The organism is Emticicia sp. W12TSBA100-4 (genome assembly GCF_040253585.1).
Taxonomy (GTDB): domain Bacteria; phylum Bacteroidota; class Bacteroidia; order Cytophagales; family Spirosomataceae; genus Emticicia.
In genome coordinates this window covers 147,173-168,407 of record NZ_JBELAU010000014.1, presented here as the reverse complement: position 1 = coordinate 168,407, position 21,235 = coordinate 147,173, and the positions used below count along the sequence as shown (strand labels likewise).

Sequence of the window (21,235 nt, the reverse complement as noted above, 5' to 3'; positions counted from 1 at the left end):
ATGTTAAAAAACAGAAAATTCATTGCCTACGCATTAGTAGTTGTCACCACCGTTGCGGCCACTTTATCCTTTTATTTTTGGCAAGTTGCCAATAGTGCCAATCTCAATGTCGAGGGCAAAAAAGACTTTGTTTTGTATATTCCAACTGGTGGAACTTACAAAAATGTGGTCGATTCATTGCATAAACATAAGGTAATTCATGACGAAATTTCTTTCCAATTTCTCTCAAAATTCATGGATTACCCCGAAAAAGTAAGAGCAGGACGCTACATCATCAAACCAAATTCGGGCAACCGTGAAGTAATCGGGAAATTACGCCGAGGCGAGCAAGATGAAGTTCGTTTGACTTTCAATAATGTACGCTTAAAATCAGATTTGATTAAGAAAATGGGCGGTCGTTTTGAGTTTAAAACTGAAGAATTGGTCGATTTACTTCGTAATCCAGAAGCTTGTCAGAAGTACGGTTTCGATACAACCACCATTATGTGTATGTTTTTGCCGAATACGTATTTTATCAGATGGACGACCACACCCGAGAAATTTATGGCAAGAATGCACGACGAATACAATAAATATTGGACTGACGAACGCCTTTCGCAAGCAAAATCTATCAATATGACACCTATTCAGGTGGCGGTTTTGGCTTCAATCGTGCAATCTGAAACTAATAAAGTTGACGAAATGCCACGTGTAGCGGGAGCATATATCAACCGTTTGGCGGCAAATATGCCTTTGCAAGCTGACCCAACCGTTAAGTTTGCCGTTGGTGATTTTTCTTTACGTCGTATTCTCTACAAGCATTTAGCCGTAAATTCACCTTACAATACTTATAAAAATACAGGTTTGCCTCCTGGCCCAATTGCATTACCTGAGCCAGTAGCCTTGAATGCGGTTTTGAATTACGAACGCCATAAATATGTATATTTCTGTGCAAAAGAAGATTTCTCGGGCTATCATAATTTTGCCGAAACCTTCGAAGAACATACAAATAATGCTCGTATTTTCCAAGAAGCACTTGATAAAGCGAATATTAAATAATCTTTCAGCAGGCAGTTTTCAGTAAACAATTTTCAAAACAATAATTTCTTACCAAAAAAGCGAAGTAAATATCAGATTACTTCGCTTTTTTGTATGTTTGTATCCAACAAACTAAAACCTACCTTATGAAAAATATTTTCAAAAAACTCTTTCTAATTCCCTTCTCATTTGCCACGTTTCAACTCTTCGCACAGAAAAAAACGGCCGACCTCATTGTGCATAATGCGGTGGTTTACACCGTCGATAATCAATTTGCAAAAGCTGAAGCATTTGCCATAAAAGGCGGTAAATTTCTCGAAACAGGCACTTCTAAAAATATTTTGGCCAAATACACTGCCAAACAGAAAATTGATGCCAAAGGCAAACCTGTTTTCCCTGGTTTGTATGACCCCCACAGTCACTTTTTAGGGCTTGGACAAATGCTTAGTCAGTGCGATTTGGTTGATACAAAATCTTACACCGAAATCATCGAACGTTTACAGAAATTTGAAGCCCAGCACAAGGGTGATAGATGGCTGATTGGCCGTGGCTGGGACCAAAACGATTGGGATGTAAAAGTTTTTCCGACCAAAGAATTACTCGATAAAGCTTTCCCGAATAAACCTGTTTTCTTGACTCGTATTGATGGTCATGCGGCGGTTGTTAATTCAAAAGCGATTGAATTGGCAAAAATTTCGCCCGCAAGTAAGGTAAATGGTGGCGATGTGGAAGTAATGGATGGACAATTGACAGGAATTTTGGTCGATAACGCCATGGGTTTGGTGCGTAGAGTTATCCCGCAAGCTACCGAAGAAGATAAACGAAAAATGCTTTTAGCGGCTCAGAAAGAGTGTTTTAAATTGGGACTTACTACGGTTTCAGATGCGGGTCTTAATCAAGACGATATTGATTTGATTGATAAAATGAACAAAGAGGGTTCGTTGAAAATCCGTAATTATGTGATGGTTTCGCTCGGAATTAGAAACCTTGATTATTTCATCAAAAAAGGCGTTTACAAAACCGACCGCCTCAATGTGCGTTCGTTTAAATTATACGCCGATGGTGCTTTGGGTTCACGAGGTGCGTGTTTGCTCAAACCATACAGCGATGAACCTTCAAAAACTGGCTTTTTATTGTTGAGTGCTGCCGAATTAGAACGCAGCCTTACACAAATCTATAATTCGGGTTTTCAGGCAAATACTCATTGCATTGGCGATTCGGCCAATCGTTTGATTTTGGATATTTATGGTAAATTATTGAAAACCAAAAACGACCGCCGTTGGAGAATCGAACATGCACAAGTAGTTGATAAACAGGATGTTCCGAAGTTTGGCAAATACTCAATCATTCCTTCAATTCAGGCTACGCACGCTACATCTGATATGTATTGGGCCGACGAGCGATTAGGCGATGTACGTGTCAAAACAGCTTATGCTTTTCAAGATTTATTGAAACAAAATGGCTTTTTGGCTAACGGAAGCGATTTCCCTGTTGAATTTGTGAATCCTCTGTATGGTTTTCATTCGGCAGTTGCTCGCCAAGATGCCAAGAATTTCCCCGAAGGAGGTTTTCAGATGGAAAATGCACTTACTCGTGAGCAGGCCCTAAAAGCCATGACGATTTGGAGTGCCTACGCCAACTTTGAAGAAAAAGAACGTGGTAGTATTGAAGCAGGAAAAATGGCAGATTTTGTGATTTTGGAAGATGATTTGATGCTCGCTCCAAAAGAAAAGCTTAGAAATGTAAAGGTTCTGAATACATTTGTTGGTGGAGAAAAGGTACATTAATAATCGAAATTACCCGTGGCACGAATTTTTAGTCAATATAATTAACGTATTGAGATACTTTCAGGCCACGGGAATTTTTGAGTATTTAGTATTTTACTACGCCATTCAACCGAATAATTGTAAAATTCTAAAAACTACGCAATGAAACCAGCAAACACCACACGTAAGATTCTCCTCCGAGTCCTCTACGGCTTTATATTTTTCAGTATCGTAGTGACTTTGATAGGTATTTGGGGTTTAAAACCTTTGTTATCAAGCCGAATCAAAGAAGCAATTCTGACTTCTACCAATGGTTTGTATCAGATAGATTTCAAAGATATTCAGTACAGCCCAATGACAGGTAATGCTGAAATCAGAGCCGTGACTTGGACGGCTGATTCAATGTTGTTTGATAAATTAAGAAATCAAAAAAAACTTCCTAACAATGTTTTTAAGTGTAAAGTTGAAGAAATAAAGTTGACTGGATTGAAACCGTGGACGATTATTTTTTCAAAAAAGTTAAATATCAATACAATTCTGGTTAAAAATCCACTCATTGAAATTCTTCACGAAAAACACACTTACAATAATTCTAATAAAGCAAAAACTCCTTATCAGACAATCTCAAAATTTGTTGAATCGTTTTCGGTTGATAAAATAAATCTCGAAAACATTGGTCTGACTTATACCAACTTGTCAAAGTCGAAACGAACAAAAAGTAGTAGAATCGCCAGCCTCGATTTAGAAATTTCAAATTTGCTGATAGATTCGCTTTCGCACAAAGACACCGCACGTTTTTATTACACCAAAGAATGTATCATTAAATTAAAAAAACTTGAACTTCCCTCTGCCGACTCGCTTAATACATTTAGGCTTAATATGTTGGTCTTTTCGAGCGAAAATCGTACTTTAACTATTGAAAAACTGGCTTTTCAACCTCATTATAAGCCTTTTGAATACGGCAATCAGTCGAACGGTGATGACAGAGTAGAAGTTTTATGCGAAGCCATCAAAATCTCAGAAGTTGATATCGAAAAGCTGCTTGAGGAAAAGAAAATTTATGCCAAAGAGTTAAGCATTGATAAGGGACTTCTCAACGTTTTCTCTGACGAACGCCCGTTTGTTCGTCCACCAAGGATCAATTACCGACTTTACCCGCATCAAGCTTTTGTTCAACTTCATCTGAAATTTAATATTCAACAAATTAAACTTCGACAGGTAAATGTCACGTTTTCGCAGTATAATCCAGAAACTCGCCTAATTGGATTTTTATATTTCAATAGCATAAATGGAAAAATTAAAAACGTAACAAACGATACGATACCTCTACAACAAAATCCTTTTTGTGAAGCCAATTTATCAACAAGGTTTATGAAAAAAAATCCTGTAAATTTGACTTTCAACTTTAATCTAAAAGACCCTAAGGGGGCTTTCAGGTGTAGAGGAGAGGTTTCGCCAATGCCATTATCTGACATTAATCAAGTGACTAAGGCTTTGGCCAAGGCAAAAGTTGATTCTGGTATTCTTGATAGTTTTTCGTTTAATTTACAAGGCGATAAATATGGTTTGCGTGGGCCAGTCACGTTTTTGTATCATGACCTAAAAGTAAGTTTAATGAAAGAGCAAGAAAATACAAAAGTGATGAAAATTAAGCGACTTTTGTCATTTTTTGCCAATAAAAGCGTATTGAAAAGAAGCAATCCAATAAGAAATAAACCAGCAAAAACAGTGACTGTCAATTACCAACGCAATCCCAAAAAAGGCTTTTTTACCACAGTTTGGCTTGCTTTAGTCGAAGGTATCAGAGGAACAGTGATGTGATTTTTATATTTTAATCGAAATTTTATGATAAACGTACTTTTTGTTTGCCTCGGTAATATTTGTCGCTCTCCAATAGCTGAAGCAACTTTCCGTGAGTTAGTGCAACAGCGTGGACTCGAAGACCAAATCTCTTGCGATTCGGCTGGTACAGCGGGCTATCACATTGGGCAATTACCTGACCAGCGTACCATGAAAAATGCCGAAAAACATGGCTTAAAACTCACCCATCGTGGGCGTAAACTTTCAGCAGCAGATTTAGATTCTTTTGACCATATTGTAGTTATGGACGAAGCAAATTTCAAAGATGTGAATGATTTGTACTATAAAACCAAGCACAAAACTCCTTCGGCCGATAAACTTTTCTTACTCCGTGACCATGACCCCGAAACCCGTGGCATCAAAGAAGTGCCAGACCCATATTATGAGTCAGAGCCATTCTTCGAAGATGTTTACCAAATCGTATGGAGAAGTAACGAAACTTTGCTTGATTATCTGATTGAAAAACATCAAATCGTAAAAACAGAGGAGTAATGAACCTTCACCAAGAAATTCTCAAAGAACATTCCAAGGCTACCGTCAATAAAATTATTGACTACATTGGCACTGACGAAGAGCTTTTTGCTGAATTAATGCAAGTTTTTCTGAAAGGAGATTACATCACAACCCAGCGTTCGTCATGGATAGTGAGCGAGTGTGCCGAACTTTATCCATTTTTGATAAAGCCTTATTTCAGAAATTTAATTGATAAACTGCACGAACCCAATATTCACGATGCAGTCAGACGAAATATTGTCAGAATCTGGCAATTTGTAGAAATCCCCGAAGAATTTATGGGTGAGGTTTATGATATTTGTTTTTGTTATCTAACTGGTAATGAAGCAATTGCGGTCGTAGCTTTTTCTATGACCGTCTGCCTCAATATTACAAAGTATTTCCCCGAACTCAAAACAGAACTACGAGTTACAATCGAAGATTTACTACTGAAACATCAAAATGGTTCGGCAGGAATAAATAGCAGAGGAAAGAAAGTTTTAGCCGAATTGAAAAAAAAATGAGTAAATTTGGGGAATTAATTAACCAAAGAATTCATTGAAATTCGTATGCTTCATAAGCCTCATCATACGAATCTTTCTAATAAAATTCCTCTTTGGGGCAAGGGGTTTAACGTATGAACAAAAAAGTAGCATTAATTATCCTTGATGGATGGGGAATTCCTAAAAAAGGAGAAGAGTGGCGTTCGGCAATCGAGGCCGCCAATGTACCATATTTCAGAAAGCTTATGAGCGAATACCCAAATAGTACGCTTGAAGCTTGCGGTCGTGCCGTAGGTTTGCCAAACGGACAAATGGGTAACTCAGAAGTTGGCCACATGAATCTGGGGGCTGGCCGAGTAGTTTATCAAGAATTAGAAAAAATCAATATTGCAGTTGAAGAAGGATATTTGGCCAAAGAACAAGTTTTGGTCGATGCTTTTGAATATGCCAAAACCAATGGCAAGAAAGTACACTTCATAGGTTTAGTGTCAGATGGTGGCGTTCACTCGCACATCGACCACGTAAAAGGACTCGCCAAAGCCGCTGGTGATTATGGTTTGACCGATGTTTTCGTTCATGCGTTTACTGATGGCCGTGACTGTGACCCAAAAAGTGGAAAAGGTTTCTTGACTGAGCTTCAAGCAACGCTTGAGCAAACAGGTGGAAAATTGGCTTCGGTAACGGGTCGTTACTACGCAATGGACCGAGATAAGCGTTGGGAGCGTGTAAAAATGACATACGACGCAATGGTAAACGGAATTGCAGCAGTTGATGAAAACGTAGAAGGCTTAGAGGTGAAAATTCAGATTGAAGAATTGCCACAAGTTATTCAAGATTTCTATGACGAAGGCATTACCGATGAGTTTTTGAAGCCAATCGTAATCGTTGAAGACGAAAAGCCAGTTGCCGTAATCGAAGAGGGTGACGTTGTGATGTGCTTCAATTTCCGTACTGACCGTGGGCGTGAAATTACAGAGGCTTTGACTCAAAAAGACTTCCCAGATTTTGGCATGAAAGCCCTTGATTTGTACTATATAACCATGACAATGTATGACGAAACATACAAAAATGTGAAGGTTATTTACGAAAAAGACAACCTAAATAATACTTTGGGTGAAGTTTTGGAGCGAGCGAAGAAAAAACAAATTCGTATTGCTGAAACAGAAAAGTATCCGCACGTAACATTTTTCTTCTCAGGTGGACACGAACAACCATTCGAGGGCGAAAGTCGCTTAATGTGTCCATCGCCAAAAGATGTGGCTACTTATGATTTAAAGCCACAAATGGCCGCTTTTGATATTGATAACGCCATTTTACCCGAACTTGAAAAAGGCGAAGTAGATTTTATCTGCTTAAACTTTGCCAACCCTGATATGGTTGGTCACACAGGTGTTTTCTCAGCAGTAGTTGAGGCCGTTGAAGCAGTTGATAAATGCTTAGAGCAAGTGGTAGAAACTGGTTTGGAAAATGGTTATACATTTATTGTAATTGCCGACCACGGTAATGCTGATTATATGATTAACGATGACAAAACGCCAAATACGCAACACTCGCTTAACCTTGTACCGTGTATCATCGTTGATAAAACTGACACTTTTGAGGTAAAAGATGGTAAATTGGGTGATATTGCCCCTACAATTTTAACATTGATGGGTGTAGAAATTCCAAAAGAAATGACTGGAAATGTTTTGATTTAAAATTACCCAAAACGGAAGCCTTCGCTCAAAGCGAAGGCTTCCGTAAACACCAAATAACAAAAATCCCCCAAGAGCAAACTCAAGGGGGATTTTTATTATATTCTGTTGACCGTCGTCAGTTGACTGTGGTCTTAAAATTATGCGTAAACGGTTTCAGCAACTTTGTTGAATTCTTCAACATTAACGGCTGTTTTCTCAACTGCGATGTTTGCTTTCAAGAACTCACGTACTTTTTTGCCAAATGCACGGTCAGTATAACGACGAACTGCATTATCTTTGTTTTCTTTCAAAGTTTTACGAGCCATTTGGTCAATCATTTCGTCCAAACCTTCGTAAGCATATCCACCGAAATAGTTTCTCATTTCAGCTTTTACTTCTTCAACGATGTCAGTATATTCTAATTTAATATCGCTATTTGAAGCAACTTCATTACGAATCAAATCCATGCGTAAACCTTTAGCGAAAGCATCGTAATCTTTCTCGATGTCTTCTACAGTAAATTTACCTTCGTTGATATTGAACAACCATTTTTTCAAAAACTCATCTGGAAGTTCGATAGAAATATTATCTAAAAGTGTTTTTTCTACCTCGAAGTCTAATAAATGTTCGCTTTCACGGCTGTAATTTTCTCCGATGATTTTTGAAATTTCAGCTCTGAACTCTTCTTCGTTGCTTACTTTTCCTTGTCCAAGAGCTTGGTCGAATAATTCTTGGTTAAGTTCTGCTGTACCAACACGAGTAATTTTCTCAACTGTCAATTCAAATTCACCGCTCAAAGCTGCCGCTTCTTCTTCTGTTTTACCAGTTGCAAAGCCTAAATCTTTTGTGTTTGAGAAAATTGATTGAATATCAAATTTTACGCTGCTTCCTTTTTCTAAACCTTTGAAAATGTGAGCAGATTCTTCTTTCACACGCTCAGTCGGGATAGTTGCATCTTTTACTTCAAACTCCGAAGATTCTTGTTTCAAAGTACCAAAAATCATATCGCCAGCCTCAACCTCTTCAACTTCTTCATCTTTTCCGAAACGCTTACGTACGTCAGCAATTGCATCTTCGATTTTATCTTCCGAAACTGCAATGTCATACGTTTTGATAGCTGGAATTTTCGATAAATCTACCGAAAAATCAGAAGCTGTTCCGATTTCATATTCAAAAGTAAATTCTTTTTGGTTGTCCCAGTCAATGTTTTGTGCTGCTTCATTATCTGGCATTGGGTCGCCCACAACACGCAATTTATTTGCAGCAATATAATCATTCACAGTTTTCGATACCATATTGATAACCTCATCAACTAAGATACTTTTACCGTGTAATTTTTGGATATATTCTTTAGGCACCATTCCTGGGCGGAAGCCTTTTATTTGAGCAGTTTTGCTGTATTGTTTGATTTTTTTATCAACCTCAGGCTTATAATCAGCTTCGATGAGGGTTACTTTCAATTTGCCTTGAGTAGAAGAAATTCTATCTAATGTAGTTTCCATTGAGGATTATTTTTGATTTTGCAGCTCTTAGCATTAAGCTATTAGCTTTTAGCTTTAAAAACGATAGTTATAAAATAATGACTTATTAAAGAAATTCTAAGATTAATAATTAACAATTGCCAAACTATTTCTCGTTGTGATGTCGCTGCATTTTGAAAAATTCACATCGAAACGACGAACCGTTCAACAATTTGCAATTACTAATCTTCAATCACTTCATTAATTGCTAAAAGCTAACTGCTAATAGCTAAAACTTAAAAAACCCCCTAACCAAGCAAGGTTCAGAGGGTTTTTTCGTACGGGCGAAGGGACTCGAACCCCCACACCTTGCGGCACCAGATCCTAAGTCTGGCACGTCTACCAATTTCGCCACGCCCGCATTTTCCAATCTGATAATTGTCTTAAAAGTGAATTACTTGTTCTGACTTTTTGTATCATTTGGGCTGCAAAGGTAATGAGTTTTTTTTAATGTGTCAACCTAATATTGAAAAATATTTTATAATTTTTTATTCATTCATCTTTATCGCTCAAAAGAAGGCTTTCAAAATATGAATCACAGAAAATAATTTGTTCCTTTAAGTCTTACTATTAACTTAGTGTTACGAAAATACAACAAAACAAAATATAATATTAGGAGGGCGATTGTGATGGAGCAAGAACTAAGTACTACAACGGAAGTTAGTCAGCAAGGAGCAATGATTGATTTAGAAAAAGAGCGTAATGAAATATTGGCAAGGTATCGACGATTATTTCGGGCGGCCAAGCCTGTTTTGAAAGGTGACGATGCTAAACAGATAAAAAAAGCATTTACGATTGCGATGGAAGCCCATAAGGACATGCGACGAAAGTCGGGTGAACCCTATATTTTTCATCCGCTTGAAGTTGCTCAAATTTGTGTCGAAGAAATCGGACTCGGTGCAACTTCGATCATTTGTGCATTGCTACACGATGTAGTAGAAGATACTGACATGACGCTCAAAGATATTGAGCAAGAGTTTGGCTCAAAAGTGGCTCGAATTATTGATGGGTTGACCAAAATTGGGGGAAGTTTTGAGCAAGGAACATCGGCACAGGCAGAAAATTTCAGAAAGATGCTTCTGACGCTTTCAGAAGACGTAAGAGTGATTTTGATAAAACTCGCTGACCGCACGCACAATATGCGTACGCTTGGAAGTATGGCTCGTAATTCACAGCTAAAAATCGCTCATGAAACTATCTTTATTTATGCTCCGTTGGCTCACCGTTTGGGGCTTTATAAAATCAAATCCGAACTCGAAGATTTATATCTGAAATATACCGAGCCAGAAATATATAAAGATATAGCCAACAAGCTAAAAACCACTAAATCGACTCGTGATCGTTTCATTGAAAACTTTATAAAGCCAATTCAGAAGAAATTAAATGATGCGGGAATCAATTTTGTAATCAAAGGCCGACCAAAGCATATCTACTCGATTTGGAATAAGTTAAAGAATAAACATACTTCATTTGAAGATATTTTCGATCTCTTTGCGATTCGTATTATTTTGCAAGATGTTCCTTCGGAAAGAGAAAAATCGGCTTGTTGGCAGGCGTATTCTATCGTAACTGACGAATATAAGCCAAATCCTGACCGATTGAAAGATTGGATTTCGATTCCGAAAGCCAATGGTTATGAGTCGTTGCACACAACGGTAATGAGCCAAACTGGACAATGGGTTGAGGTGCAGATTCGTACCGAACGCATGGACGAAATTTCAGAACGTGGTTATGCTGCTCACTTTAAGTATAAAGGCAATGACACTTCGACCGATGCTCCGCTCGACCGTTGGATAAATCAAGTGCGTGAAACGCTCGAATCGGAAGATAAATCGGCAATTGAATTTTTGGAAGATTTCAGAGGCAATTTCTATAACGAAGAAGTTTTTGTCTTCACTCCAAAAGGCGATTTAAAAGTTTTGCGAAAAGGAGCAACAATTCTTGACTTTGCCTTTGAAATTCATACTGATATTGGCAAGCGATGCACGGCAGGAAAAGTAAACAGCCAGCTTGTGCCGATAAGTTATGTGATGCAAAACGGTGACCAAATTGAGATTCTGACCACTAAAAGTCAGAAACCTTCGGAAGATTGGTTACGATTCGTTACGACTTCAAAAGCCAAAGCTCGTATCAAAGATTTGCTGAAAGAAGAAAACAAAGTTTATTTCAGCGATGGAAAAGAAATTATTGCCAAAAGATTTAAGGTTCTGGGACTTGAAAATAACCTCGAAACACTGAATCAACTTCGAGCGTATTTCAATAAAAAAGATTATAACGACCTTTATTACAGTTTCGGAAAAGGCTATATTCATTCGGATGAAATTAAGAAATTCAAAGCCGACCGAGACGCTCGAATCAATAAACAAGCCAAAATTGAACTTGATAATAAGGCCTTTATTGATGCCAAAAGTTTCGAGAAAGAAATCAAAAAAGTAAAAGGTGTCGATACGCTTTTTATTGGGGATGATTTGCAAGAAATTGATTTTACACTGGCTAAATGTTGTAGTCCAATTCCTGGCGATGATGTTTTTGGATTTCTAACAGTTAATGAAGGCATCAAAATTCACCGAAATACTTGTCCGAATGCCCAGCAGTTACTTTCGCAATATGGCAATCGAGTTATTAAAGCCCGTTGGTCGTCGCAAGTTGCTAAAGCTTTTGTGGCCAGTATCCATCTCGACGGCCTTGATAGAATGGGAATGATTCAAGATATTTCAAAAGTTATTTCAAGCGAATTGCATATTAATATGCGTTCTTTGGCAGTTGATACAAATGATGGTATATTTACGGGCGATATTAAACTTTATGTACAAGATACCCGGCATTTAGAAACATTGATGCAGAAACTTAATGGTATTGAGGGAATGAATAAAGTGACGAGGGTTGATGTAGAATAAGTCCATGCGATTTCTATAAAGATTTTATTTAGGAAACTTCAAGCTATAACCGTAACCCTACTTAGGTATGTTTAGGAAAGCATATTTTGTCTGTATATTTATTTGTACAAGTTGTTATACTGTTTTTGCACAAAAAGTAGATACCTTGTATGCACAAAAGGCTTTTCTGAAAACTCATATATTTAAGGACAGTGTACAACTTTCAAGAAAAAAAGTCGTAGCATTATTTCATGATACTTACCTTCCTAAAAAAAAGTATAAGTGGGCAAATATACTTAAACCAGTCGGGCCATTAGTTACGCTTGGAGGTGTAGGGCTTACTTATGTGGCATTTAGGGGAAAAAATTTTATTACGACTGTTGAGGGTAACCGTGTTACTTATAAAAGTGTAAGTTTACCTCAGCTTTCTATCGGTGTTGGTTTAGTCGTCTTGGGGTATAGTATCATTGAATCATCAAAACTGCTGGCATTTAGTTCGGTGAATGTTTATAATAAAATGCTGAAGGAAGGCCGAAAAACAAGTTACATCAATAATATTCAGTTTGGAATTACGGACAGCAAGTCAATTGGGTTTTCGATTTCCTTAAAATAAATAGTAGAAGAAAAATTTATTAAATCTCGGATGAAACAAAAAGCAGTGTTGCTATTTTTTATATGTGTATGTTCTTTGAATGCTTTTGCTCAGAAAAAGGATTCTTTATATGCTAAAAGAGGATTTTTATCGACTTATATTTATAAAGATGGTGTAAAGCTTTCTATTCAAAGGACAAACAAAATATTTAAAGACGTCGAACAGTCGAGAATTAAATATACGTGGTCTAATATCTTGAAGCCCATCGGGCCAGTAGTGGCCGTTGGTGGTGTAGGATTAGCATACGTTGCATTAAAAGGAAAAGATGCGACTGCTGTTGTAGATGGCAAAGAGGTTGACTATAAAATCAGAAGTTTGCCTAAATTATTGATAGGTTTAGGTTTGGTCGTGGGTGGTTTGAGCATGGTAGAATCATCTAATGAACTTGCCCAACATGCTGTTGATATTTACAATGCTAAGCTACACGAAAGCAAAAAGACCAGCTACATTCATAAAGTACAGTTTGGTATCACTGATAACAATGGTTTAGGTTTTTCTATTTTACTAAAGTGAGCTTGAAAAAATATTTTTAGCATAGCTATAATTGCTCAAAAGCACTGAGAAAACTCGGTGCTTTTGGTATTTATTTAAGAATTGATTGAAATAAACGTAGCTAATTTGTTCAATAAGTTTTTAAATCATGGAAGTTCTGTATTTTATTAGTAATTTTATCCTAAAATCATAGTCAAACGCATTTAATAAAATGGTTTCTACTCCTTCAAATTTTGAATCAGCAAAAAGTATTTTTACGGCTTATTTGGAGACAAAATTGCTCCGTAAAACGCCCGAAAGATATGCTATTTTGGAAGAGATTTACTCAAGAAATGACCATTTCGAGGTAGAAGATTTATATATTTCTATGAAAAACAAGAAATATCAAGTAAGCCGTGCCACGGTTTACAATACCCTCGATTTGTTGGTTGAATGCGATTTAGTGAAAAAACATCAGTTTGGTAAAAATTTAGCTCAATACGAAAAGGCTTATGGCTCGAAGCAGCACGACCACCTCATTTGTGTTGACTGCCATAAAGTAATGGAGTTTTGTGACCCTCGTGTTCAAAATATTCAAAACATGGTTGGTGATATGCTAAAGTTTAAAGTGATGCACCATTCACTGATTTTTTATGGGAATTGTGAGCGAGAAAATTGTGAGAATAAAGCGGCTTCTTGATTTTACGGACTTAAAAAAAAATAGATTTTTATACATTGAATTTTAGCATTTTTTTCTACTCGAAAAATTCTTATATTCTAACGGGCGGCGTACCGCTTCTTAATTCTTAATTGATAAAATGGTTGATATTCTTTTAGGCTTACAGTGGGGCGATGAAGGCAAAGGCAAAATTGTTGATGTGCTTGCTCCTGATTATCAAGTAGTTGCACGTTTTCAAGGTGGCCCTAATGCTGGACATACACTCGAATTCAACGGCAATAAACATGTGTTGCATCAAATTCCATCAGGTGTTTTCCGCACCGATTGCTTAAATATCATCGGAAATGGCGTTGTGCTTGACCCAATTATCTTCAAAAAAGAGATTGATGGTTTAGGAAAATATAACCTTGATTTGAAGAAAAACTTAGTTATTTCTAAGAAAACTGCGATAATTATTCCAACGCACCGTTTGCTTGATGCCGCCTACGAAAAAGCCAAAGGAGATGCCAAAATCGGCTCAACCTTGAAAGGTATCGGTCCAGCATACTCTGATAAAGTTGCTCGCCAAGGTTTACGTTTAGGTGATATTATTTCGCCAAACTTCACCGAAAGATACAAGGCTTTAGTAGCGAAACATACACAAATCTTAGATTTTCATCACTTTGAGTATGACCTAACCGAGGCAGAAAAAGAATTTTTCGCAGCTCTTGAGTTTATCAAAGAATTTGATTTACAAGATACCGAATATGTGGTAAACGCTTCAATAAAAAGTGGTCAAAAGGTATTGGCCGAAGGAGCTCAAGGTTCTTTGCTTGATATTGATTTTGGTTCGTATCCATTCGTAACGAGTTCAAATACAACCGCTGCGGGTGTATGCTCAGGCTTGGGAGTAGCACCAAATACAGTAGGAGAGGTTTACGGAATTTTCAAGGCATACTGCACACGTGTAGGGAGTGGACCATTCCCGACCGAATTAGATAACGAACTTGGAGAAAAAATCCGTCAAGAAGGACGTGAGTTTGGGGCGACAACTGGCCGAGCTCGCCGTACAGGTTGGTTAGATTTGCCAGCACTCAAATACAGTATCATGCTCAATGGCGTAACGCAATTGATTATGATGAAAGTTGACGTATTAAATTTCTTAGATGAAGTAAATATCTGTACGCACTACCGCTTACCAGATGGTACTATCACCGAGCAAATGCCTTTTGATTTGACTGATACTGATGTGGAGCCAATCTACAAAACATTCAAAGGTTGGGCTTGCTCACTTGAAGGAATGCGTAAATTTGACGAAATCCCAGCTGAACTGGCTGATTATGTAACTTACTTAGAAGCCGAGCTTCAAGTGCCAATTAGCTTTATTTCAACTGGTCCTGACCGTGAAGAAATTATCTTGCGTTAAGAGCAGATGTAATTCATATTAATTTTAAATGTGCCATATTTAAAAAGTGTGGCACTTTTATTTTGTAACACAAGGTTGAACGCAACCCCGGTTCTAACTTGTGAATAGCAAACAGAAACAAGTCGGAGACTTGTTTTACAAGTTTTAAGAAGATGACTTCAAATCTTGCCAATTATCTTTTTAGTACCGAAACACTCTACAGAAATGTAGTTTCCGAAAGCCCAAAAGTTGCGGAAACTAAGCCTGTTATTGAGCAAAAAGTGATTGTGCAAGAATCTGTCCCTGCTTCAGTGCCGCCAAAAGAAGTGTCGAAGCCAGTTATTCCGACTTTCAAATTCCGAAATCAAGTTTTGATTCTGATCGATACGATTTCAGATTCCGAAAAAGCACTTTTGGTGAAAATTCTCGGAGCAATTGGTCTTACGATTGACCAAGTTGATTTAGTAGAATTGAGTAAAGTTCAAACGCTTGATTATCAGTCGTTTTTATCGCAGAATGTTACGAAGAAATTTGTAAGTTTTGGTGTAGGTCTCGGTAAAATAAACTGGAATATTCTGCTCAATATTTACCAACCTAAAAATATTTCTGGGGTTGATTTTCTATTGTCTGACGAACTTCGTGTACTTGATACAAACCTCGATTTGAAAAAGACCCTTTGGGGAGCTTTGAAAGCGATGTTTGGAAATTAAATTTCGCATAGTTCAATAAAATTCCCATCAGGGTCGGTCAAGAACAACTGTAAAATTCCATCGGGACGAGATTTGATGGGTAAACAATTCGCTCCATTTTCTTTCAGAATTTTCTCTGCCAAATATATATCGCTCACTTCGAGTGCAAAATGATTACTCCTCACTGGAGTAAAAGTAGCTTCGGGTTTTCTACCAATCAGATGTACTTCTCGGCCATTTCCTAAACTAAACCAAACAACAGGATAATCAAAAGCTGGGGCAGGAATTTCCTCTAATCCAAGAGTTTCTGAGTAAAAAGCTCGACTTTTTTCAATATCAGATATTTGTATAGCTACGTGGTTAAATGCCTTTATTGTCAGTTTGTTGGTCATATTGTCCATTGGGTTTTCGCCACAAAAGTAAATAAATCGTGCGATTCTGAGCGTGAATATCTCATAAAATTCCATTTTTTTTGTAACTTGCGTCATGGAAAAATTTGTTGTTTCGGCCCGAAAATACCGCCCTATCACTTTCGATACAGTTGTAGGTCAGTCGCACATCACAACTACTTTGCAAAATGCCATTCGCACGAATCATTTAGCACAGGCGTTCTTGTTTTGTGGGCCTCGTGGTGTAGGTAAAACAACTTGTGCCAGAATTTTGGCCAAAACTATTAACTGCCAAAATCTCACCGAATATATTTCTCCATGCAACGAGTGTGAGTCTTGTAAGAGTTTCAATAATAATGCTTCGTTTAATATTCACGAACTTGATGCTGCTTCTAATAACTCGGTTGAAGATATTAGAAATCTTACCGACCAAGTGCGTTTTCCTCCGCAGTCGGGCAAATACAAGATTTATATCATTGATGAGGTTCACATGCTCTCGCAGGCGGCTTTCAATGCCTTCTTAAAAACCCTCGAAGAGCCGCCAAGCTATGCCATTTTCATTTTAGCAACCACGGAAAAACACAAAATCTTGCCAACGATTCTGAGTCGTTGTCAGATTTTTGATTTTAACCGTATTCAGATAAAAGACATTGCTGAACATTTGGCTAATGTCGCAGCGAAAGAAAATGTAAAAGCTGATTATCAGGCACTTGAACTCATTGCTCAGAAAGCCGATGGTGGTCTGCGTGATGCCCTTTCGATGTTTGATTTGAACGTAACGTTTTCTTCAGGTAATGGACTTACATATCAGGCTGTCTTAGAAAATTTACATATTCTCGACTATGATTATTACTTCCGAATGACCGATGCCTTATCGGCTGGAAATGTATCGGAAGCGTTTTTATTATATAATGAAATTTTGGAGAAAGGCTTTGATGGACACCAATTTGTGGTTGGTTTGAATGAGCATTTCCGAAATATCATGGTAAGTAAAGACCCGCAAACGGTAAAACTTTTGCAGGTAGCCGAATCTATTCAGCAGCGATATGTCGAACAGGCGGCGAAGTTATCGTTGGGTTATATTTTTTCTTCATTAAGTATTGGTAGTCAGCTTGATATAAATTATAAATCGGCCAAAAATCAGCGTTTGCATGTTGAAATTGGTTTGATGAAACTCTCGCAGATTAATCAAGTTTTGAATTTGAGCGAGCTACCCAACAACGGGGACGAAAAAAAAAATAGTAATTCAGTAGTTTCGCCAATTCCAGTGAGGGCTGAGAGTTCAGAACCAAAAGCGGTCGTGGCTGCTGCTACACCAACCACAACTTCGCAAGCACAGCCAAGCTATGTACAGTCGATTCCAGCTATGCCAGTAAGGCCAGTTACTCCAACTGTGCCGAGTCCTGCACCGAGCGTACAGCCTACTGTTCGTCCTTCGATGGCTTCTTCAAAACTCCGTTCTACAGTTGATATTGAGACTGCGGTGTTTAATCCAAAAACTGAGGTGCAAAGTGTTGATAATGAGCCAGCTTTGCCGAATTATAGTGAGGCTTTTACTTATGAAGCAGCTCAACAAGCATTGTTTGCCTTTGCTAATGAGCGAGACATTGAGACTTTGAAAGTGATGCTCAAACGTGAATTTGTTTTGGAAGGTACAACTTTCAAGTTGCAATTGGATAACCAGATTCAGATGGATACGTTGGTTCAATTAAAGCAAGAATTGGCTACTTTTTTACGTCAACGTTTGAGAAATACTTCCATACAAATCGCCTCAGAAATTGTGGAAACTACAACCGAACGCCGGCCATACACTGCCCAAGAAAAATTTGAATATTTAGCCAATAAAAATCCTGCTTTGTTGGAATTGAGAGATAAATTGGGCTTGGAGTTAGTGTTTTAACATAATCAACGTCGGCATGGTTCAAAACCATGCCGACGTTAGTTGTCATTTGAATTGATATAATCATAGCATCCCTTCTGGATTGATTTCAGAGTTTTTATTGTATCATCCCTTCGGAATTGTGCTTGATTTTCATTTTAATTGCTATCATCATAACATCCCTTCTGGATTGATTGTATGAGTTAAATCCCGAAGGGATGTTATGATTATAAAAAATAGGTTAACACCCAGTCTTAAATCCCAAAGGGATGATATACTGCTCAATGTATTTAACTTGAAAACTCAAAAAGTAATCTTCAAAATCAATTTTTCTGCTCCACGTTTTACTTCGGCATCAATAGTTTGACCTTTTTCAAATTTTCCGAGTGCTTTCATATATTCTTGTACATCGGTGGTTGCGTTTTCTCCGAGTTTCATAATTACATCACCCGCTTGCAAGCCAGCTTTTTCGGCAGGACGACCTTTCGTTACACCATCTATTTTTACGCCTCCTTTGTCGTAAGCATAATCTGGAATAATTCCCATCGTTACCTTAAAACTACTGCGGGCGTTGCCAGCGTGTGGATTATTGGCCACTTGTATAAAATCAAGTTTCGGAGCTTCTTCTATTTTCTCAATAATACTTTTGGCTAAATCTAAAACTTTTAATTCGCCTTCGGCATTAATCAGATTCGCATCATCGCTTGGTTTGTGATATTCTTGGTGAGCTCCAGTAAAGAAAAACAGCACTGGAAGGTTTTTGAGATAAAAAGAAGTGTGGTCAGATGGACCAACTCCTGCCGAGTCAACGTTATATTTAACTCCTTGATTTATAGCCAGTTGTGGAATGTTCTTTCCCCAAAAACTACTCGTTCCCCAGCCGCCAATCGTTAAGCCTTTATCTTCACGATAACGCCCAATCATGTCCATATTTACCATACAATTGACAGTTTTTAAGTCGATTGTTGCATTATCTGCGTAATATTTTGAGCCAATCAGACCCAATTCTTCGCCCGAAAAACCAATGAACAAGAAATTGTGTTTTTCCTTGATTTTGTTTTTAGCGTAAAACTTGGCCATTTCTATCAAACCAGCCGTTCCAGAGGCATTATCATCGGCTCCGTTGTGGATACTTCCCACCGAATTTGCTTCGAGCGAACTCCCTTGGTCGCCTTTGCCGAGGTGGTCATAGTGTGCTCCAATGATGATGGTTTTATCTGAACCATTATCCAAAAAACCGACCACATTGGTCGCTTGCACGTAGCTAACATTAGGCGGTAAACCTTTTTTGGCAGGAAATTCTTGTAGGTAAGTTCCTTTATCGCCATAGGGTTTCAAGCCAATTTTTTTGAATTGTTTTTCTAAGTATTTAGCTGCTGTTTTTCCCCCTTCCGTACCTGTTCCACGCCCTTCGAGTTTATCCGATGCTAAATAATTAATATGTTTTTGGATACTGCTCGGGGTTTGTGCGAAAAGTAGCCCCCCAGCCCCCGATGGGGGAGCTAAAAACAGCGTAAAGAGACTTACTGAATAGAATATTTTTTTCATTGATTGATATTTTGTTGATAAACTGAAAATCAAATATACTCACAATTTAGTTCTAATAATAAAATCTAAAAACTCATTTTCTCAATACCAAACTTTTAGTAAATTGTGAGCTTAACTCATCAATAAACATGAAAAAACTTATCCTTCCTATTGCCTGTGTGTTATCGCTTGGCCTTGGTGCATTTATCACAAAAGTTGTCGAAAATCCACCTTTGACGGTTGATGTAATTAACCAAGCCGAAAAAATCTTAGGACTCGATTTTACCGATGCAGAGGCTGACTCGATGCTCAATGATTTGCGAGATAATCAGAAAGATTTTGAAGCGATGCGAAAAGTGCCACTTGATAATAGCGTTTCGCCAGCACTGTATTTCAATCCACTTCCCGTAGGTTTTGAATTTGAAAAGAACTATTTACCATTTAAGGCTTCGCAGACTTCTGCCGTAAAATTGCCCTCAAATCGTGAAGATTTGGCATTTTATTCGGTACGAGAATTGGGTGAATTGCTCAAAACCAAACAAATTACTTCGGTAGAACTGACAAAGTTTTTTCTGGAAAGATTAAAAAAATACGATACTCAGCTGCATTGCGTAGTTACGCTTACCGAAGATTTGGCACTCAAACAAGCTGCTCAAGCCGATGCCGAGATTAAGGCAGGGAAATACCGTGGATTTCTGCACGGAATTCCGTACGGTGCGAAAGATTTATTAGCCGTGAAAGGCTATAAAACTACTTGGGGGTCGGTGCCGTATAAAGACCAAATGATTGATAAAGACGCCACCGTGATTCAGCGTTTGGAGCAAGCAGGAGCGGTGCTATGTGCAAAATTAACGTTGGGAGAATTGGCCATGGGTGATGTTTGGTTTGGTGGAAAAACCCTTAATCCGTGGGATTTGAAGCGTGGTTCGAGTGGCTCTTCGGCGGGTTCGGCCTCTTCTGTTTCGGCTGGACTGTTACCTTTTGCTATTGGTAGCGAAACTTTGGGTTCGATTGTGTCGCCTTCTACTGAGTGCGGAACTACGGGTTTGCGTCCAACATTCGGGCGTGTGCCTCGCACGGGTGCAATGGCTCTAAGTTGGAGTATGGATAAATTGGGGCCAATTTGCCGAACCGTTGAAGATTGTGCAATTGTGCAAAATGTAATTCAAGGGGTTGATAATCAAGATTTTACTTGTATGAAAGCTCCGTTTAACTATGATGGAACGAAAAGTATTAAAGGCATGAAAATTGCCTATGTGAAAAGTGATTTTGAGCGACGTTACCCCAACAAAACAACTGATTCGCTTACGTTAGTTACACTCAAAAAACTCGGTGCGGAGTTGGTTCCGATTGAATTACCTACTTTGCCATCGAACGAAATTAGCTTTTTGTTGGGGGTAGAGGCGGCCGCTGCTTTTGATGAGTTGACTCGCTCGGGCAAAGATGATTTGATGGTTAGACAAAACAAAAATGCTTGGCCCAATGCTTTCCGTTCGGCTCGATTTGTACCTGCTGTTGAGTATTTGCAAGCCAATCGTCATCGTACTTTATTGATTCAAGAATTAGATAAAACCTTGAAAGGATTTGATGTTTATGTCACTCCATCGTTTAGCAAAAATTTGACTATGACAAACCTTACGGGGCATCCGTGTGTAGTTTTACCAAATGGTTTCCGTGCTGAAGGTCGCCCCGTCAGTATTACTTTTATGGGTAAATTATTTGGTGAAGCGAAGCTTTTGCAAGTTGCCAAAGCTTATCAAGATGCAACAGATTTCCATAAAAAGCATCCGAAGTTGTAAAACAATTCTCTGAATTGTTACGTACTAAAAATGAGCCATTTCTTTCTTGAAGTGGC

17 protein-coding genes and 1 tRNA gene are annotated in these 21,235 nt (G+C 38.1%); 14 read left to right on the top strand and 4 right to left on the bottom strand.

The annotated features are described in order from the left end of the window. From mltG to gpmI, 6 genes are all read left to right on the top strand, one after another. Entirely contained in the window at nucleotides 1-1,038 is a 1,038-nt protein-coding gene (mltG, locus tag ABR854_RS20730) for an endolytic transglycosylase MltG (protein WP_350267763.1), read from the top strand. 125 nt (nucleotides 1,039-1,163) lie between these two features. Beyond that, nucleotides 1,164-2,804 (top strand): amidohydrolase, encoded by a 1,641-nt coding sequence (locus ABR854_RS20725; protein ID WP_350267762.1) that lies wholly within the window; start codon nucleotides 1,164-1,166, stop codon nucleotides 2,802-2,804. A 141-nt stretch (nucleotides 2,805-2,945) separates the two neighbouring features. Continuing rightward, on the top strand, nucleotides 2,946-4,604 hold the full coding sequence (locus ABR854_RS20720) for a hypothetical protein (RefSeq protein ID WP_350267761.1): 1,659 nt from the start codon (nucleotides 2,946-2,948) through the stop codon (nucleotides 4,602-4,604). A gap of 24 nt (nucleotides 4,605-4,628) precedes the next feature. Continuing rightward, nucleotides 4,629-5,135 carry a low molecular weight protein-tyrosine-phosphatase gene (locus ABR854_RS20715; RefSeq protein ID WP_350267760.1) on the top strand — a complete coding sequence of 169 codons (507 nt, stop codon included), beginning with the start codon at nucleotides 4,629-4,631 and terminating at the stop codon, nucleotides 5,133-5,135. Then, a complete protein-coding gene (locus ABR854_RS20710) occupies nucleotides 5,135-5,659 on the top strand; it encodes a HEAT-like fold family protein (RefSeq protein ID WP_350267759.1) in 525 nt (174 codons plus the stop codon). Before ABR854_RS20715 ends, ABR854_RS20710 begins: the two co-directional genes overlap by 1 nt. Nucleotides 5,660-5,772: 113 nt before the next feature. Further along, the gene (gpmI, locus tag ABR854_RS20705; RefSeq protein WP_350267758.1) at nucleotides 5,773-7,335 is read left to right on the top strand and encodes a 2,3-bisphosphoglycerate-independent phosphoglycerate mutase; all 1,563 of its coding nucleotides are present in this window, start codon (nucleotides 5,773-5,775) and stop codon (nucleotides 7,333-7,335) included. 137 nt (nucleotides 7,336-7,472) lie between these two features. Here the strand turns inward: gpmI and ABR854_RS20700 are convergent, their stop codons facing one another. Then, nucleotides 7,473-8,816: a trigger factor gene (locus ABR854_RS20700; protein WP_350267757.1), complete on the bottom strand. Its 1,344-nt coding sequence runs from the start codon at nucleotides 8,814-8,816 to the stop codon at nucleotides 7,473-7,475. 297 nt (nucleotides 8,817-9,113) lie between these two features. Further along, nucleotides 9,114-9,195, bottom strand: a tRNA-Leu gene (locus ABR854_RS20695). A 268-nt stretch (nucleotides 9,196-9,463) separates the two neighbouring features. Between ABR854_RS20695 and ABR854_RS20690 the strand changes: the two genes are divergently transcribed. The 6 genes from ABR854_RS20690 to ABR854_RS20665 all read left to right on the top strand — a co-directional run bounded on the left by ABR854_RS20690 (nucleotide 9,464) and on the right by ABR854_RS20665 (nucleotide 15,606). Further along, nucleotides 9,464-11,731: a RelA/SpoT family protein gene (locus tag ABR854_RS20690; RefSeq protein ID WP_502881219.1), complete on the top strand. Its 2,268-nt coding sequence runs from the start codon at nucleotides 9,464-9,466 to the stop codon at nucleotides 11,729-11,731. 67 nt (nucleotides 11,732-11,798) lie between these two features. Next, complete coding sequence (locus ABR854_RS20685) at nucleotides 11,799-12,323, top strand: hypothetical protein (RefSeq protein ID WP_350267756.1); 525 nt, start codon at nucleotides 11,799-11,801, stop codon at nucleotides 12,321-12,323. A 30-nt stretch (nucleotides 12,324-12,353) separates the two neighbouring features. Beyond that, a complete protein-coding gene (locus ABR854_RS20680) occupies nucleotides 12,354-12,875 on the top strand; it encodes a hypothetical protein (protein WP_350267755.1) in 522 nt (173 codons plus the stop codon). A 190-nt stretch (nucleotides 12,876-13,065) separates the two neighbouring features. Then, nucleotides 13,066-13,533: a Fur family transcriptional regulator gene (locus ABR854_RS20675; protein ID WP_305952934.1), complete on the top strand. Its 468-nt coding sequence runs from the start codon at nucleotides 13,066-13,068 to the stop codon at nucleotides 13,531-13,533. Between the two features lie 118 nt (nucleotides 13,534-13,651). Next, nucleotides 13,652-14,917 (top strand): adenylosuccinate synthase, encoded by a 1,266-nt coding sequence (locus tag ABR854_RS20670; protein ID WP_350267754.1) that lies wholly within the window; start codon nucleotides 13,652-13,654, stop codon nucleotides 14,915-14,917. Between the two features lie 152 nt (nucleotides 14,918-15,069). Next, nucleotides 15,070-15,606 carry a hypothetical protein gene (locus ABR854_RS20665; protein WP_350267752.1) on the top strand — a complete coding sequence of 179 codons (537 nt, stop codon included), beginning with the start codon at nucleotides 15,070-15,072 and terminating at the stop codon, nucleotides 15,604-15,606. Here ABR854_RS20665 and ABR854_RS20660 read toward each other — a convergent pair. Next, nucleotides 15,603-16,073 carry a VOC family protein gene (locus ABR854_RS20660; RefSeq protein ID WP_350267751.1) on the bottom strand — a complete coding sequence of 157 codons (471 nt, stop codon included), beginning with the start codon at nucleotides 16,071-16,073 and terminating at the stop codon, nucleotides 15,603-15,605. The genes ABR854_RS20665 and ABR854_RS20660 overlap by 4 nt on opposite strands. Here ABR854_RS20660 and ABR854_RS20655 point away from each other — a divergent pair. Then, the gene (locus ABR854_RS20655; RefSeq protein WP_350267750.1) at nucleotides 16,072-17,874 is read left to right on the top strand and encodes a DNA polymerase III subunit gamma/tau; all 1,803 of its coding nucleotides are present in this window, start codon (nucleotides 16,072-16,074) and stop codon (nucleotides 17,872-17,874) included. The genes ABR854_RS20660 and ABR854_RS20655 overlap by 2 nt on opposite strands. 282 nt (nucleotides 17,875-18,156) lie before the next feature. Here the strand turns inward: ABR854_RS20655 and ABR854_RS20650 are convergent, their stop codons facing one another. Next, nucleotides 18,157-19,401: a M20/M25/M40 family metallo-hydrolase gene (locus ABR854_RS20650; RefSeq protein WP_350267749.1), complete on the bottom strand. Its 1,245-nt coding sequence runs from the start codon at nucleotides 19,399-19,401 to the stop codon at nucleotides 18,157-18,159. A gap of 128 nt (nucleotides 19,402-19,529) precedes the next feature. On the opposite strand from ABR854_RS20650, the gene ABR854_RS20645 reads away from it, so the two are divergent. Then, a complete protein-coding gene (locus ABR854_RS20645) occupies nucleotides 19,530-21,179 on the top strand; it encodes an amidase (protein ID WP_350267748.1) in 1,650 nt (549 codons plus the stop codon). Nucleotides 21,180-21,235: the final 56 nt, after the last annotated feature.